This is a genomic window from Streptomyces sp. NPDC058632, from assembly GCF_042717095.1.
Classification (GTDB): Bacteria; Actinomycetota; Actinomycetes; order Streptomycetales; family Streptomycetaceae; genus Streptomyces.
Window position 1 is genome coordinate 1 of sequence record NZ_JBHXQZ010000091.1, and the last position, 14,910, is coordinate 14,910.

Here is a 14,910-nt window from a genome sequence, read left to right on the forward strand (position 1 = left end):
TGGGTTCCGCCGTGACGACAGCCGCGGTGACAGCCGTGGTGGTGACAGCCGTGGTGGGTTCCGCCGTGACGACAGCCGCGGTGACAGCCGTGGTGGTGACAGCCGTGGTGGGTTCCGCCGTGACGACAGCCGCGGTGACAGCCGTGGTGGTGACAGCCGTGGTGGGTTCCGCCGTGACGACAGCCGCGGTGACAGCCGTGGTGACAGCCGTGGTGGTTACCGCGGCCGGGACGACAGCCGCGGTGGTGAGCGCGGTGGTTACCGTGGCCGGGACGACAGCCGCGGTGGTGAGCGCGGTGGTTACCGTGGCCGGGACGACCGGCAGGGCGGCGGCCGGTTCCGTGAGGAGCGGGAGCGGGACCGGGAGCCGATCAAGCGGCTGCCGATCCCCGAGGACGTCACGGGCGAGGAGATCGACAAGGACGTACGGCAGGAGCTGCAGAGCCTGCCCAAGACGCTCGCGGAGGATGTCGCCAAGAACCTCGTGATGGTCGCCCGGCTGATCGACGAGGACCCCGAGGGCGCGTACGGCTATTCCAGGGTGGCACTGCGGCTGGCGTCACGCGTCGCGGCCGTACGGGAGGCCGCCGGGTTCGCCGCGTACGCCAACCAGAAGTACTCCGAGGCGCTGGCCGAGTTCAGGGCGGCGCGGCGGATGACCGGGACCACGGAGCTGTGGCCCCTCATGGCCGACTGCGAGCGTGGGCTCGGACGGCCGGAGAAGGCGCTGGACATGGCCGGTGCGCCCGAGGTGCAGAAGCTGGACAAGGCCGGGCAGGTCGAGATGCGGCTCGTCGCGGCCGGCGCGCGGCGCGACATGGGACAGCTGGACGCAGCCATCGTGACGCTTCAGAGCTCCGAGCTGGCGTCCCACTCCGTGCAGCCGTGGACGGCACGACTGCGGTACGCGTACGCCGACGCGCTTCTCGCCGCCGGACGGGCGGGCGAGGCACGGGAGTGGTTCGCGAAGGCCGTGGAGGCCGACCGGGACGGCAGCACCGACGCGTCGGACCGGCTGGCCGAGATGGACGGCGTGGAGTTCATGGACGCGCTCGACGAGCGTGATGACGCCGACGCCGGCTCCGAGACCTCGGTCGACGAGGGAGGGGTCGAGGACGTGCACGCGGGTCTGGACGACGAGGCGGACGAGGACGACGCCGAAAAGGCCGAGACCGAAAAGGGCGGGACCGACGTCGACAAGGACTGACGCCTGAGCGACGGGACGTCTGAACATCTGGACGTCCGATGCGACGAAGGGGTGGGATTCCCGGTTCACCGACGGGGAATCCCACCCCTTCGTGCGTCTCCAACGACGCGTCACCCGCCGAACGCGCGTAGCACCAGGCCCGACGCCGGCTTGGGCCCGAAGGATGTCGACTTGCGGGGCATCGTGACGCCCTGGCGGGCGAGGTCCCGGACGACCTCCTCGCGGACCGGATGCATCAGCACCGCCGTACCGCCGTCGCGTTCCGCCTTCTCGACGGTCGCGGCCGTGTCGTGGATGTAGGCGATGTGGGCCGGGGAGTCCTCGGGGATGTGCCACACCTGGTCCAGGAGCGTGGAGTGCAGGACCGTCGCGTCCAGGGTGCGCCAGGCTTCCGGACGGCCGGTGGGGACCGTACGGGCCAGCAGATCTAGGTCCGGGCGGTCGACGAGGTGGAAGGCACCGTCGCCGGCCAGGAGGAACGCGTTGCCCGTACCCGCGGCCTCGGCCAGTGCCTCCATGGCCTCCGGCAGCGCGGCGTCCACGCGGCGGACCCGGAACAGGCCGTCGAGGGCGGCCAGCGCGTCCGCGACGGGCAGGCCGTGCAGCAGGCGATGGATGGCGCGGACGCGCAGCGGGTAGCGGGCGGTGTCGACGAGGAGCACCAGGCCGTGGTCCCAGGGGCTGGGAGAGGGGTGCTGCGCGCGGAGGCGGCGGTAGGTCGCCCAGCGGTGGTGGCCGTCGGCGATGAGCGCCTGCTGGCCGGCCAGGTCGGTCCGGACGGTCGCCAGGTCCTCGGGGCCGGTGAGGGACCACAGCCGGTGGTGGAAGCCGTCCTCCGTGGTGGTCGCGAGGACGGGAGGCGTCCTGACCGTGCGCTCGATCAGGTCGGCGGTGGCGGCTGCCGATCCGTCGCCGGGGTAGGTCAGCAGCAGGGGCTCGAGGTTCGCCGAGGTGGCCAGCATCAGGGCCGCACGGTCGGCGACGATGTGCGGCATCACGTCCTCGTGCGGCAGGACCAGTCGCTCGTCGGGGTCCGACACACGCAAGGTGCCGATGACTCCGCGCTGCAGCAGGCCGTCGCCGTCGCGCTGTTCGTAGACGTAGAGGCCGGGTACGGGGTCCGTGGTCAGGACGCCCTCGGCCCGCCAGCGGTTCAGCGTGTCGGCGGCCTGGGCGTTGCGGGCCTCCGAGGTGTCGGCCTCGGGCAGGATCAGCCGGACGATGTTGTACGGGTCGGCGGACTGCAAGTGATGCAGACCGTCGGGGCGGACGACGACGTCGTACGGCGGGGATGTCACGGCGGCCAGGCTGCCGACCCGGTCGGGGTCGTAGCGAAGGCCTTGGAACGGGGTGAGTTCCAGGCCTCGGCGCGCCTTCGCTTCCGAGGGACCTGCAGTCTTCATCCAGGCATCGTACGGGTGTCAGTGGCATGGGGGATGATCGGGGAAAGCCGTCGAACGAGGAGCGATGCACAATGAGCCGGAGCGTCAGGACGAGGCCCGAGGGCAGTGGGCAGGCTCTGAGCGAGGCGTACGACACGGCACTGCTCGATCTCGACGGTGTGGTGTACGCGGGCGGGAAAGCGATCGTCCACGCGGTCGCGTCGCTGGCCACGGCCCGCGCCGGGGGCATGCACCTGGCGTACGTGACGAACAACGCCCTGCGCACGCCGGACACCGTCGCCGCGCATCTGACGGAGCTGGGGATACCGACGGGGGCCGGCGATGTGATCACATCGGCGCAGGCGGTCGCGCGGCTGGTGAGTGAGCAGGTGCCGCCGGGGGCCAGGGTGCTGGTGATCGGCGGAGAGGGCCTGCGGGTGGCGTTGAGCGAGCGCGGGCTGACACTCGTGGAGTCGGCGGACGACGACCCGGCGGCGGTGGTGCAGGGGTACGGCGGGCCCGACTTCCCGTGGGGGCGGTTCGGGGAGGCGAGTTACGCGATCGCGCGAGGGGTGCCGTGGTTCGCGTCCAACACGGATCTGACGATCCCCAGCGGCCGGGGCATCGCGCCGGGCAACGGGGCGGCGGTGGAGGTCGTACGGATCGCGACCGGCGCCGAGCCGCAGGTGGCGGGCAAGCCGCTGCCGCCGATGCACCGGGAGACGATCCTGCGGACGGGCGCCGAGCGGCCGCTGGTGGTGGGCGACCGGCTGGACACGGACATCGAGGGCGCGTTCAACGGCGGTGTCGACTCGCTGCTGGTGCTCACGGGCGTGACCGACGGGGCGCAGCTGCTGGCCGCGCCGCCGCAGCACCGGCCCACCTTCGTCGACGCCGACCTGCGCGGCATGCTCACCGGGCAGCCGGAGGTCGCCGCGGTGGACGGCGGTGGGTTCCGGTGCGGTGGCTGGACGGCGACGGCGGCCGGTGAACGCCTGGAGCTTGACGGGGAGGGTACGGCTGCGGACGGGCTGCGGGCGTTGTGTGCGGCGGCGTGGACAGCGGCGGGCGACGGCGTGTGCCGGCTGGACGGGGGGAAGGCGCTGGCGCGGCTGGGCCTGTGAGGGACGCCCGGTACGCGCAGGGCCGAGGAGCCTTCTGAATCCGAGGAATCGTGATCGAATAGGAGGGTAGGCTAACCTAACTGCGTGTTGGTCGAGAGTCCCCCCGAACAGCGCGCGGACACCGCCCCCGCGCATCCGAACCGCCGGGCGCTGCTCCGTGTCCTGGGGCTGCTCCTCTCCGCCGTGATCCTGGTGGTCGTCGCCCTGGCGAGTATCGCGATCGGGGCGAAGGACCTGTCCCTGCAACAGGTCTGGCACGGCCTGTTCGAGGATTCGGGCAGCTACGGCGACGCGGTCGTCGCCGACCGGCTGGCACGGACCGTTCTCGGCGCGCTCGCCGGTGCCGCGCTCGGGCTGGCGGGAGCGGTGCTCCAGGCGCTGACCCGCAATCCGCTGGCCGATCCGGGGCTGCTCGGCATCAACGCGGGCGCGTCCGCGGCGGTCGTCACGGCCATCACCTTCTTCGGCGTCACCTCGCTCTCCGGCTATGTGTGGTTCGCGTTCTGCGGAGCCGCGGCGGTCGGGGCACTGGTGTGGTTCCTCGGCGGCAGCCGGGGCGCGACACCCGTGCGCCTGGTGCTCGCCGGCACCGCGATCACCGCCGCGCTGTTCGGTTATCTCCAGGCGGTCATGATCCTCGACGAGGCGGCCCTGGGCAGGATGCGCTTCTGGACGGTCGGATCGCTGTCCTCGGCGAACAGCGCGGTCATCCAGCAGGTGCTGCCGTTCCTGCTGGCCGGCTTCGTGCTGGCGCTGTCGCTCGCCCGGCCGTTGAACGCCATGGCCATGGGCGACGACACCGCCAAGGCCCTCGGCGCCAACCTGAACCGCACGCGAGGGACGGCCATGCTCGCCGCGACCCTGCTGTGCGGGGCCGCGACGGCCGCCTGCGGGCCGATCGTCTTCGTCGGCCTGATGGTGCCGCACGTCGTACGTTCGTTCACCGGACCCGACCTGCGCTGGATCCTGCCGTACGCGGCGGTCCTGTCGCCCGTGCTGCTGCTCGGCGCCGATGTCCTCGGCCGTGTCCTGGCCCGCCCCGCGGAGCTCCAGGTCGGCATCGTCACCGCGATCATCGGCGGCCCGGTGTTCATCTATCTCGTACGACGGCGGAGGACGGCCCAGTTGTGAAGACCAACCGTGCTGTGCGCACCCCGGGCGGCCTCTCGCTCCGGGTGGACGCGCGCGCCCTCGTCGTCGGTGTTCTGCTGCTGCTCGTGGCGCTCACCGCGAGTGTGGTGCTGATCGGCACCGGCGACTTCCCGATATCCGCCGCCGACGTGGTCCGGACCCTGCTGAGCGAGGGCGACCCCGGCCAGGAGTTCATCGTCACCGAACTGCGGCTGCCCCGGGTCCTGGTCGGGCTCCTCGTCGGTGCCTCGCTCGGTCTCGCCGGTGCGCTGTTCCAGTCCATCTCCCGCAATCCGCTGGGCAGTCCGGACGTCCTCGGCCTGGGCCAGGGCGCCACGGCCGGTGCGCTCGTGATGATCGTGCTGTTCTCCGGAACGGCCAACCAGGTCGCCCTCGGCGCCCTGGCCGGCGGACTGGTGACCGGGTTCGCCATCTATGTGCTCGCCTGGAAGCGGGGGGTGCACGGATACCGACTGGTCCTGGTCGGTATCGGTGTCTCCGCGATCGTCACCGCGGTCAACGGCTATCTGCTCACCAAGTCCGACATCGTGGACGCGGCCCGTGCGATCGTCTGGATGACCGGTTCCCTCGACGGCCGTGACTGGGACCAGGTCTGGCCCCTGCTCGCGCTGTGCGTCCTCCTCGTACCGCTGGTTCTCGCCAACTCCCGCGGGCTCAGGATGATGGAGATGGGCGACGACGTGTCGTACGCCCTCGGGGTCCGGGTGGAGCGCGTACGGCTGGTGCTGATGCTGTCCGCGGTCCTGCTCACCGCGTCGGCGACGGCGGCTTCCGGGCCGGTCGGCTTCGTCGCGCTCACCGCGCCGCAGCTCGCCCGGCGTCTGACCCGCTCGCCCGGACCGAACCTCATGCCGTCGATGTGCATGGGCGCGGCGCTGCTGGTGAGCGCCGACTGGATCTCGCAGCGGGCCTTCGGCGCCGAGCAGTTGCCGGTGGGCGTGGTCACCGGTGTGCTCGGCGGTGTCTACCTGCTCTGGCTGCTGGTCACCGAGCGCAAGGCGGGCCGGATATGACGCGAACCCTCCGCGAACCGTCCGCGGACCGGCCGACCCACAGACCGGCGGGCCGAACAACCGAAGGAGCACCGTGAACCGACTGTCCGCCGAGGACGTCACCCTCGCCTACGACCAGCGGGTCATCGCCGAGCAGTTGTCGGTGGAGGTACCGGACCACTCCTTCACCGTGATCGTCGGCCCGAACGCCTGCGGCAAGTCGACGCTCCTGCGGGCGCTGTCGCGGATGCTGAAGCCCGATCGGGGGCGAGTGCTGCTGGACGGCCAGGTCATCCAGTCGATGCCCGCGAAGAAGGTCGCCCGCACCCTCGGACTGCTGCCCCAGTCCTCGATCGCGCCCGACGGGATCACGGTCGCCGACCTGGTGGGGCGCGGCCGGTATCCGCACCAGGGCATCCTGCGCCAGTGGTCCGCCGAGGACGAGCGGGTCGTCCAGGAGTCGATGGCCCGGACCGGCATCGCCGACCTGGGCGAACGCCATGTCGACGAACTCTCCGGCGGACAGCGGCAGCGCGTGTGGATCGCCATGGCGCTCGCCCAGGAGACCCCGCTGCTGCTGCTCGACGAGCCGACGACCTATCTGGACATCCAGCACCAGATCGACGTACTGGACCTGTGCGCGGAACTGCACGAGGAGCAGGGCCGCACCCTCGTCGCCGTCCTGCACGACCTCAACCACGCCGCCCGGTACGCCACCCACCTCATCGCGCTGCGCGACGGGAAGATCATCGCGCAGGGTGCGCCGAAGGAGATCGTCACCGCCGGGCTGGTCGAGCAGGTCTTCGGCCTGAGCTGCCAGGTCATCGACGACCCCGAGACGGGTACGCCCCTGATCGTGCCGGCCGCCCGCAAGGCGCGGACCGCGGCGAAGCAGGGCGCCGGCAAGCAGAACCCGGGCAAGCGGGCCGCGGCCGCGGCGGGAGCTAGAGAAGCTTCCTGAGATGGAACAGGTCGCGCAGACCGGCCTCCAGCTTCACCCGGCCCGCCCCCCAGGCCCTGGCGAAGTGCAGTTCGCCGCCGACCAGGGCCAGCAGGTCGTCCCCCCGCATGGCGAGCCGGACCTGCGCCCGCTCGCGCGGAGGGCCATCCAGCGTCTCGTGCACCTCGATCCGCCCGCCGGTGAGCCGGCCGGCGAAGGTCACGTCCAGGTCGGTGATGTGGCAGCTGACCGAGCGGTCCATCGCCGCCGCCGCGCGGACGTCGCCCTCGGCACGCTGTAGGGAGTCGGACAGTTTGTCGAGCGCGGCACGGCACTCCTCGATCGTGGCCATCGCGGACGACGGTACCCCAACGGTTCGCGGTAGCGTCGGGGCATGAACGACGCAGTACCCACGCCGGGTGGCGCGCCGCGGGCGGAGCACGCCGCACCGACGGTCGACGACGCAGCCCTCCACGCCGCGCCCGAGTACGCCCCCGCCGCCCCCGCGCCCCTGAACGTGCCCCGCACCCCCACCGGCAACGCCGAGGTGGACGCGCGGCTGGAGCGGCTGGCCGACGCCGACCACCTCACCACCGACGGCCATGTCGAGGTGTACGAAGATGTGCACCGGGGGCTGCGCGACGCGCTCACCGCGCTCGACGCCCGCCCGGGACCTCCGGGGCCCCCTCCCACTCCTACGTACCGACAGGGGAGCTGAACCGAACGTGGCAGGAGTCGCACGCCGCCGTCTCGACGCGGAGCTGGTCCGCCGGAAGCTGGCCCGGTCGCGTGAGCACGCCGGCCAGCTGATCGCCGCCGGGCGGGTCAGTGTCGGCAAGACCGTCGCGACCAAGCCCGCCACCCAGGTGGAGACCGCCGCCGCGATCCTCGTCGCCGAGGACGCCGGCGACCCGGACTACGTGTCGCGCGGCGGCCACAAGCTCGCCGGAGCGTTCGAGGCGTTCGTGCCGCAGGGGCTGGTCGTCCGGGGGCGGCGGGCGCTGGACGCCGGTGCCTCGACCGGGGGTTTCACCGACGTCCTGCTCCGGGCCGGGGCCGCCCACGTGGTGGCCGTGGACGTCGGATACGGACAACTCGCCTGGTCTCTCCGCAACGATGAACGCGTCACCGTCAAGGACCGTACGAACGTAAGGGAGTTGACGCTTGAAGCAATCGATGGGGAGCCTGTGGATCTTGTCGTGGGGGATCTGTCCTTCATCCCGCTCGGGCTGGTCCTGCCCGCCCTGAAAGGGTGCGTGCGACCGGACGCCGATCTGGTGATGATGGTCAAGCCGCAGTTCGAGGTGGGCAGGGAGCGGCTGGGCAGCGGCGGCGTCGTACGCAGTCCGCAGCTGCGCGCCGAGGCCGTGCGGGGAGTGGCCGCCAAGGCCTGGGAGCTGGGACTGGGGACGAAGGGCGTGACCGCGAGTCCGCTGCCCGGACCCTCGGGGAATGTCGAGTACTTTCTGTGGCTGCGGGCGGGGGCTTTGGAACTGGACCCGGCCGACGCCGACCGTGCAGTGGCGGAGGGGCCGCGTTGACACCGAACCGAGCTCGTACTGTTTTCCTGCTCGCCCACACCGGACGGCCCGCGGCCATCCGCAGCGCGGAGCTCGTGGTCAAAGGACTGCTGGCCTCCGGACTCGGGGTGCGGGTGCTGGAGGCCGAGGCGCGGGACCTGCCGCTGCCGGACGAGGTGGGGACCGTCAAGGAGGCCACCCCCGAGTGCCTCGACGACTGCGAACTGCTGATCGTGCTCGGCGGTGACGGCACGCTGCTGCGTGGCGCGGAGTTCGCCCGTGCCTCGGGTGTGCCGATGCTCGGCGTGAACCTCGGCAGCGTCGGCTTCCTCGCCGAGGCCGAGCGGGACGACCTCGACAAGGTCGTCGACCGGGTGGTGAGCAAGGCGTACGAGGTCGAGGAACGGATGACCGTCGACGTCGTCGTGCACAAGAACGGCGCCATCGTGCACACGGACTGGGCGCTGAACGAGGCGGCCGTGCAGAAGGTGTCCGCCGAGCGGATGCTGGAGGTCGTGCTGGAGATCGACGGGCGTCCGGTGACCGGATTCGGCTGCGACGGCATCGTGTGCGCCACCCCGACCGGATCGACCGCGTACGCGTTCTCCGCCGGCGGGCCTGTCGTGTGGCCCGAGGTCGAGGCGCTGCTGATGGTGCCGATCAGCGCGCACGCCCTGTTCGCCAAGCCACTGGTGACCTCGCCGGACTCGGTGCTCGCGGTGGAAATGCTGCCGCACGTCCCGCCCGGCGTGCTGTGGTGCGACGGGCGGCGGACCGTGGAACTGCCGGCCGGCGCGCGGGTGGAGGTCCGGCGCGGTGCCGTCCCGGTCCGGCTGGCCCGACTGCACCACGCCTCGTTCACGGACCGGCTGGTGGCGAAGTTCGCGCTGCCGGTCTCGGGATGGCGGGGAGCCCCGCACTAGCACGCGTGTCCCCCCTCCGGTCCGCCTCCGCCCGCGCCCGTCCCGGGGCACCGGGACCCGCGCTGGACGTGGTCCCGGTCATGGGTGCACACCTGCCGCGTTCCCGTACGGGCGGGGTGGCGTCGGACAGCGCGAGAAAAACCTCGTAAGGTCTGGGACGTGTTGGAGGAGATGCGGATACGGTCGCTCGGAGTCATCGACGACGCCGTGGTCGAGCTGTCACCCGGCTTCACCGCCGTCACCGGTGAGACGGGCGCGGGCAAGACCATGGTGGTCACCAGCCTCGGGCTGCTGCTGGGTGGAAGGGCGGACGCGGCCCTGGTGCGGATCGGGGCCAGAAGCGCGGTCGTCGAGGGGCGGATCGCCGTGCCCGAGGGCGCCGCGGCCGCCGCACGCGCGGGAGAGGCCGGAGCCGAGCTCGACGACGGGGCGCTGCTGATCAGCCGTACCGTTTCCGCCGAGGGGCGCTCCCGGGCCCACCTCGGCGGGCGGAGCGTGCCCGTCGGGCTGCTCGCCGAACTCGCCGACGACCTGGTGGCCGTGCACGGGCAGACCGACCAGCAGGGGCTGCTGAAGCAGTCCCGGCAGCGGCAGGCGCTCGACCGGTACGCGGGGGACGCGGTCGCCGGACCGCTCGCCAGGTACACGAAGGCGTACAAGCGGCTGAGGGCCGTCGCCACGGAACTCGAGGAGATCACCACCCGCGCGCGTGAACGGGCCCAGGAAGCCGACCTGCTGCGCTTCGGGCTCGACGAGATCGCCGCTGTGGAGCCCCGCGCCGGAGAGGACGTGGAACTGGCCGAGGAGGCCGAGCGGCTCGGGCACGCCGAGGCCCTGGCGTCCGCCGCGTCCGCCGCGCACGCCGCTCTCGCCGGCAATCCGGAGGACCCCGAGGGCGTCGACGCGGGAACACTCGTCGCGGGCGCCCAGCGGGCCCTGGAGGCCGTCCGGGCGCACGATCCGGAGCTGGCCGCGCTCACCGACCGGATCGGCGAGGTCGGCATCCTGCTGCGTGACGTCGCCGGGGACCTCGCCGGGTACGCCGACGACCTGGACGCCGATCCGCTGCGGCTGGCGGCGGTGGAGGAACGCCGGGCCGCGCTCACCGGGCTCACCCGCAAGTACGGCCCGGACATCGCCTCCGTGCTGGCCTGGGCCGAGGAGAGCGCCGCGCGCCTCACCGACCTGGAGGGCGACGACGAGCGGATCGGGGAACTCACCGCCGAACGCGACGACCTGCGCACCGAACTGGGCGGGCTGGCGCAGACGCTCTCCCAGGCGCGTACCGAGGCCGCGGAGCGCTTCGCGGCCGCCGTCACCGCTGAGCTGGCGTCCCTCGCCATGCCCCACGCGCGCGTGTCGTTCGACATCCGGCAGACGGAGGACCCGGACGGCGTCGAGGTCGGCGGGCGCACGGTCGCCCACGGGCCGTCGGGCGCCGACGAGGTCGAGCTGCTGCTCGCCCCGCACCCCGGGGCGCCGCCCCGGCCCATCGCCAAGGGCGCGTCCGGCGGTGAACTGTCGCGCGTGATGCTGGCCGTGGAGGTCGTGTTCGCCGGGACGGACCCGGTGCCGACGTACCTGTTCGACGAGGTCGACGCCGGTGTCGGCGGCAAGGCGGCCGTCGAGATCGGGCGGCGGCTCGCCAAACTGGCGAAGAGCGCCCAGGTCGTGGTCGTCACCCATCTGCCGCAGGTGGCCGCCTTCGCGGACCGGCAGCTGCTGGTGGCGAAGACGAACGACGGGACGGTCACCCGGTCCGGTGTGAAGGTGCTCGAAGGGGAGGACCGGATCCGGGAACTGTCGCGGATGCTGGCCGGCCAGGAGGACTCGGAAACGGCCCGCGCCCATGCGGAGGAACTCCTGGAGACGGCCCGCGCGGACGGCTGAAAGGCGGCTCGAGGCCGTCGGCTCGGTCATCCACCGGGCTGTCGGCCGGCAGGACGTACTTCGTCACTCGTACGGGTGGCGTTTGCGTCCGCTCCGCTGCGGGCGGCCGCTCCGGTCGTTGCCGGAATTCCCCTGCCTCCTGGCATGCTTGGCCGAGCACGCGTAGGAGACCGTGCGGTACATCCACTCCGCACGGTCCTTCTGTACGTTCTTCGGGACCACCCGACCCGAACCAGGAGCTCGGCCACGTGACCCCCGTGAGCAGCCACCCGCCGCACGGCCAGTCGCCGCTGCGCACCGTGCAGGTGCTGGGCGGCGGCAACGCCGCGGCCGGCACCCACGTGCGCTCGCTGGCCGCGGGGCTCGTCGCACGGGGCGTGCGGGTCACGGTGTGCGCCCCCGCCGAGGCCGAGCGCACCTACGACTTCACCGGGGCCGGCGCCGACCATGTGCACGTGCCGCGCAGCAGCGACCCCGGCTCGGTGGCCGCGCTGCGGGCGGCGTGCGCGGACGCCGACCTGGTGCACGCGCACGGCCTGCACGCCTCCTTCCGGACCGTGCTCGCCCTCGGTGGCCGGAGCACCCCGCTGACCGTCACCTGGCACGACCGGGCACACGCCGACGGCGCCCGCGCGCACGTCCTGCGGCTGATGGAGCGGCGGGTCGTCAGGGCGGCCACCGTGGTGCTCGGAACCACCTCCGCCCTGGTCGACCGGGCACGCCGGACCGGAGCGCGGGACGCGCGGCTGGCGGCCGTCGCCCTCCCCGGGCCGCGCACCGCCCCGAAGAGGCGGGACCCGGACGGGTCGCGGCCCAAACTCCTGGCCGAACTCGGCGCCATCGGCCGCCCGTTGCTGATCGCCGTCGGCGCCCTCGAACGCAACCGCGGCCACCACACGCTGCTCGACGCCACGCACGGATGGCGCCGCCTCGACCCCCAGCCGCTGGTCGCCGTCGCGGGGGAGGGGCCGCTGCGCGGTGAACTCCAGCGCCGGATCACGGACGAGGACCTGCCGGTCCGGCTCGTCGGACGGCGCGACGACATCACCGAGCTGCTGGAGGCCGCCGACCTCGCGCTGCTGCCGAGCCGGTGGGAGGGGCGTTCCGTCCTCGCCCAGCAGGCCCTCCACGCGCGCGTGCCACTCGTCGCGGCCGACACCGGCGGCATCCCCGAACTCGTCGGCGACGCCGCCGAACTCGTCCCCTACCGCAACGCGCGTGCCCTCGCCGACGCCGTCGTACGGCTGCTCGGCGACCCCGGACGTCAGGACGAACTCCGGACCAAGGGCGCCCGGCAGGCGGCCGGATGGCCGACGGAGGACGAGGCGGTGGCCCAGGTCCTCAGCGTCTACGACGAGTTGACGCAGCCGCGGCCGCTGACCTGACCTGATCTGACGAGCTGAAACCGCGGGCGCGGGCTCGAACCCAAACTCGAACCCGCGCCCGCGCCCGACAGGCTCAGCCCCCGTACGCGCCCGAGGCCGTCAGACGCAGGGCCGTGTCGATGAGGGGGACGTGGCTGAAGGCCTGCGGGAAGTTGCCGACCTGACGCTGCCCGACCGGGTCCCACTCCTCGGCGAGCAGGCCCAGGTCGTTGCGCAGGGAGAGCAGCTTCTCGAACAGCCTGCGGGCCTCGTCCACCCGGCCGATCATCGCCAGGTCGTCGGCCATCCAGAACGAGCAGGCGAGGAACGCGCCCTCGTCGCCCGGCAGTCCGTCGACGCCTTCGTCCGCACCCTCCGTCGGGTAGCGCAGGATGAAGCCGTCCGGTGTGGACAGCTCGCGCTGGATCGCCTCGATGGTGCCGATCACCCGCTTGTCGTCCGGCGGCAGGAAACCCATCTGCGGGATCAGCAGCAGCGAGGCGTCCAGCTCCCTCGAGCCGTACGACTGCGTGAACGTGTTGCGTTCCTTGTCATAGCCCCTCTCGCACACGTCCCGGTGGATGTCGTCGCGCAGCCCCTTCCACCGCTCCAGGGGGCCGTCCGCGTCGCCGGACTCGATGAGCTTGATGGTGCGGTCGACGGCGACCCACGCCATCACCTTGGAGTGCACGAAGTGCCGGCGCGGGCCGCGGACCTCCCAGATGCCCTCGTCCGGCTCCTGCCAGTGCTTCTCCAGGTAGCGGATCAGCTTCAGCTGGAGCAGGGACGCGTAGTCGTTGCGGGCCAGACCCGTCATGTGGGCCAGGTGCAGGGCCTCGGTGACCTCGCCGTACACATCCAGCTGGAGCTGGTGCGCCGCGCCGTTGCCCACCCGGACCGGGGCCGAGTTCTCGTAGCCGGGCAGCCAGTCCAGCTCCGCCTCGCCGAGCTCGCGCTCACCGGCGATGCCGTACATGATCTGCAGGTTCTCCGGGTCGCCCGCCACCGCGCGCAGCAGCCACTCGCGCCAGGCGCGGGCCTCCTCGCGATAACCGGTGCGCAGCAGCGAGGACAGGGTGATCGCCGCGTCCCGCAGCCAGGTGTAGCGGTAGTCCCAGTTGCGGACGCCGCCGATGTCCTCCGGCAGGGAGGTGGTGGGCGCGGCGACGATGCCGCCGGTCGGGGCGTAGGTGAGGGCCTTCAGCGTGATCAGGGAACGGACCACGGCCTCGCGGTAGGGGCCGTGGTACGTACAGTGCTCCACCCACTCACGCCAGAAGTCCTCCGTCGCCTCCAGCGACTGCTCCGGCTCCGGCAGCGCAGGCGGCTCCTTGTGCGAGGGCTGCCACGACACCGTGAACGCGATCCGGTCACCCGGTGCCACCGTGAAGTCCGAGTAGGTCGTCAGCGACTTGCCGTACGTGTCGGCGGGTGTGTCGAACCACACCGAGTCCGGCCCCGCGACGGCGACCGTGCGCCCCTCATGCTTGTGCACCCACGGCACCACCCGGCCGTAGGAGAAACGCATCCGGAGGGTGGAGCGCATCGGCACGCGGCCCGAGACGCCCTCCACGATGCGGATGAGCTGCGGCGCGCCGTCGCGCGGGGGCATGAAATCGGTCACCCGGACCGTGCCGCGCCCGGTGTCCCACTCGGACTCCAGGATCAGCGAGTCGCCGCGGTAGCGGCGCCGGGTCGCGGCCGGCGGCGGGGCGTCGGGGGAGTGCGCCGGGCCGATCCGCCAGAAGCCGTGATCTTCGGTGCCCAGCAGGCCGGCGAAGATGGCGTGCGAGTCGAAGCGGGGCAGGCACAGCCAGTCGACTGTGCCGTCCCGGCAGACCAGGGCAGCGGTCTGCATGTCTCCGATGAGTGCGTAATCTTCGATGCGCCCGGCCACGTGCAACTCCAGTCGAACGGCCACGTCACCCCACTAGGGGCTTGTCGCTGGTGCGGTTAAGGGGTTGGTCAGATATGTCATGCGTCGTTGAGTGATGAAGCAAAGCAGTCACTCAGCCGCGAATGCAAAGCGCCCATTGTTGTTCAACGAACTGACGAGCTTGCGTTGTTCCGGTGTGACGGGCGGGGGTGGTGCCGTTCGGCCGGCCGGGCTCGGCAGCGGGTGTCCGAGCAGGATACGACGCACGTAGACGGTCTGTGTGCCGCTCCGGGCAACGCACATCCGCCGAACGGGTGAGCAAGAGGTGAGAGACCTGTAACAGGTCACGGAGATGTGCCCGCGCATGTACGGAGCGTGCCCGGACGGCATCGCCCCGCAGCGCTGATACGCTGGTAGCCCGTGGACCGGTGGGCCCCTTCCCGGAGGGGAAATCCGAAAAGGGCACCCCCGAACCGCAGCGACGGCGCCGTCGGAGTTTTCCGGCGGACAGCCGCCCCGCACCCCCAGACCGCGACCACG

At 72.2% G+C, this 14,910-nt stretch carries 13 protein-coding genes; 10 read left to right on the forward strand and 3 right to left on the reverse strand.

What is annotated here, in order from left to right; all coding sequences use genetic code 11:
* Positions 1–379 precede the first annotated feature (379 nt).
* Positions 380–1,207 (forward strand): tetratricopeptide repeat protein, encoded by an 828-nt coding sequence (locus ACFWVE_RS28025; RefSeq protein ID WP_384019662.1) that lies wholly within the window; start codon positions 380–382, stop codon positions 1,205–1,207.
* Between the two features lie 110 nt (positions 1,208–1,317).
* Here the strand turns inward: ACFWVE_RS28025 and ACFWVE_RS28030 are convergent, their stop codons facing one another.
* On the reverse strand, positions 1,318–2,610 hold the full coding sequence (locus ACFWVE_RS28030; protein WP_384019591.1) for a DUF1015 family protein: 1,293 nt from the start codon (positions 2,608–2,610) through the stop codon (positions 1,318–1,320).
* Positions 2,611–2,681: 71 nt separating this feature from the next.
* Here ACFWVE_RS28030 and ACFWVE_RS28035 point away from each other — a divergent pair, with 71 nt between their 5' ends.
* The 4 genes from ACFWVE_RS28035 to ACFWVE_RS28050 all read left to right on the forward strand — a co-directional run bounded on the left by ACFWVE_RS28035 (position 2,682) and on the right by ACFWVE_RS28050 (position 6,818).
* Positions 2,682–3,713, forward strand: coding sequence for an HAD hydrolase-like protein (locus tag ACFWVE_RS28035; protein WP_384019594.1), 1,032 nt, complete (start codon positions 2,682–2,684; stop codon positions 3,711–3,713).
* A gap of 84 nt (positions 3,714–3,797) precedes the next feature.
* Positions 3,798–4,844, forward strand: a complete 1,047-nt coding sequence (locus ACFWVE_RS28040) for a FecCD family ABC transporter permease (protein WP_384019597.1) — start codon at positions 3,798–3,800, stop codon at positions 4,842–4,844.
* Positions 4,841–5,878: a FecCD family ABC transporter permease gene (locus ACFWVE_RS28045; protein ID WP_384019600.1), complete on the forward strand. Its 1,038-nt coding sequence runs from the start codon at positions 4,841–4,843 to the stop codon at positions 5,876–5,878. The genes ACFWVE_RS28040 and ACFWVE_RS28045 overlap by 4 nt, the downstream gene beginning before the upstream one ends.
* Positions 5,879–5,951: 73 nt before the next feature.
* Positions 5,952–6,818, forward strand: a complete 867-nt coding sequence (locus ACFWVE_RS28050; RefSeq protein WP_384019603.1) for an ABC transporter ATP-binding protein — start codon at positions 5,952–5,954, stop codon at positions 6,816–6,818.
* On the opposite strand, the gene ACFWVE_RS28055 is transcribed toward ACFWVE_RS28050, so the two are convergent.
* Entirely contained in the window at positions 6,802–7,149 is a 348-nt protein-coding gene (locus ACFWVE_RS28055; protein ID WP_384019606.1) for a sterol-binding protein, read from the reverse strand. The two genes, ACFWVE_RS28050 and ACFWVE_RS28055, sit on opposite strands and share 17 nt — an antisense overlap.
* Positions 7,150–7,191: 42 nt before the next feature.
* On the opposite strand from ACFWVE_RS28055, the gene ACFWVE_RS28060 reads away from it, so the two are divergent.
* From ACFWVE_RS28060 to ACFWVE_RS28080, 5 genes are all read left to right on the forward strand, one after another.
* Entirely contained in the window at positions 7,192–7,515 is a 324-nt protein-coding gene (locus ACFWVE_RS28060) for a hypothetical protein (RefSeq protein WP_384019609.1), read from the forward strand.
* Between the two features lie 7 nt (positions 7,516–7,522).
* Positions 7,523–8,338: a TlyA family RNA methyltransferase gene (locus ACFWVE_RS28065; RefSeq protein WP_384019611.1), complete on the forward strand. Its 816-nt coding sequence runs from the start codon at positions 7,523–7,525 to the stop codon at positions 8,336–8,338.
* Positions 8,335–9,240, forward strand: coding sequence for an NAD kinase (locus ACFWVE_RS28070; protein WP_384019614.1), 906 nt, complete (start codon positions 8,335–8,337; stop codon positions 9,238–9,240). The genes ACFWVE_RS28065 and ACFWVE_RS28070 overlap by 4 nt, the downstream gene beginning before the upstream one ends.
* Positions 9,241–9,411: 171 nt before the next feature.
* Entirely contained in the window at positions 9,412–11,130 is a 1,719-nt protein-coding gene (gene recN / locus ACFWVE_RS28075) for a DNA repair protein RecN (protein WP_384019665.1), read from the forward strand.
* 248 nt (positions 11,131–11,378) lie between these two features.
* The gene (locus ACFWVE_RS28080; RefSeq protein WP_384019617.1) at positions 11,379–12,515 is read left to right on the forward strand and encodes a glycosyltransferase family 4 protein; all 1,137 of its coding nucleotides are present in this window, start codon (positions 11,379–11,381) and stop codon (positions 12,513–12,515) included.
* A gap of 73 nt (positions 12,516–12,588) precedes the next feature.
* Here the strand turns inward: ACFWVE_RS28080 and ACFWVE_RS28085 are convergent, their stop codons facing one another.
* Positions 12,589–14,391, reverse strand: coding sequence for a glycoside hydrolase family 15 protein (locus ACFWVE_RS28085; protein WP_384019620.1), 1,803 nt, complete (start codon positions 14,389–14,391; stop codon positions 12,589–12,591).
* Positions 14,392–14,910: the final 519 nt, after the last annotated feature.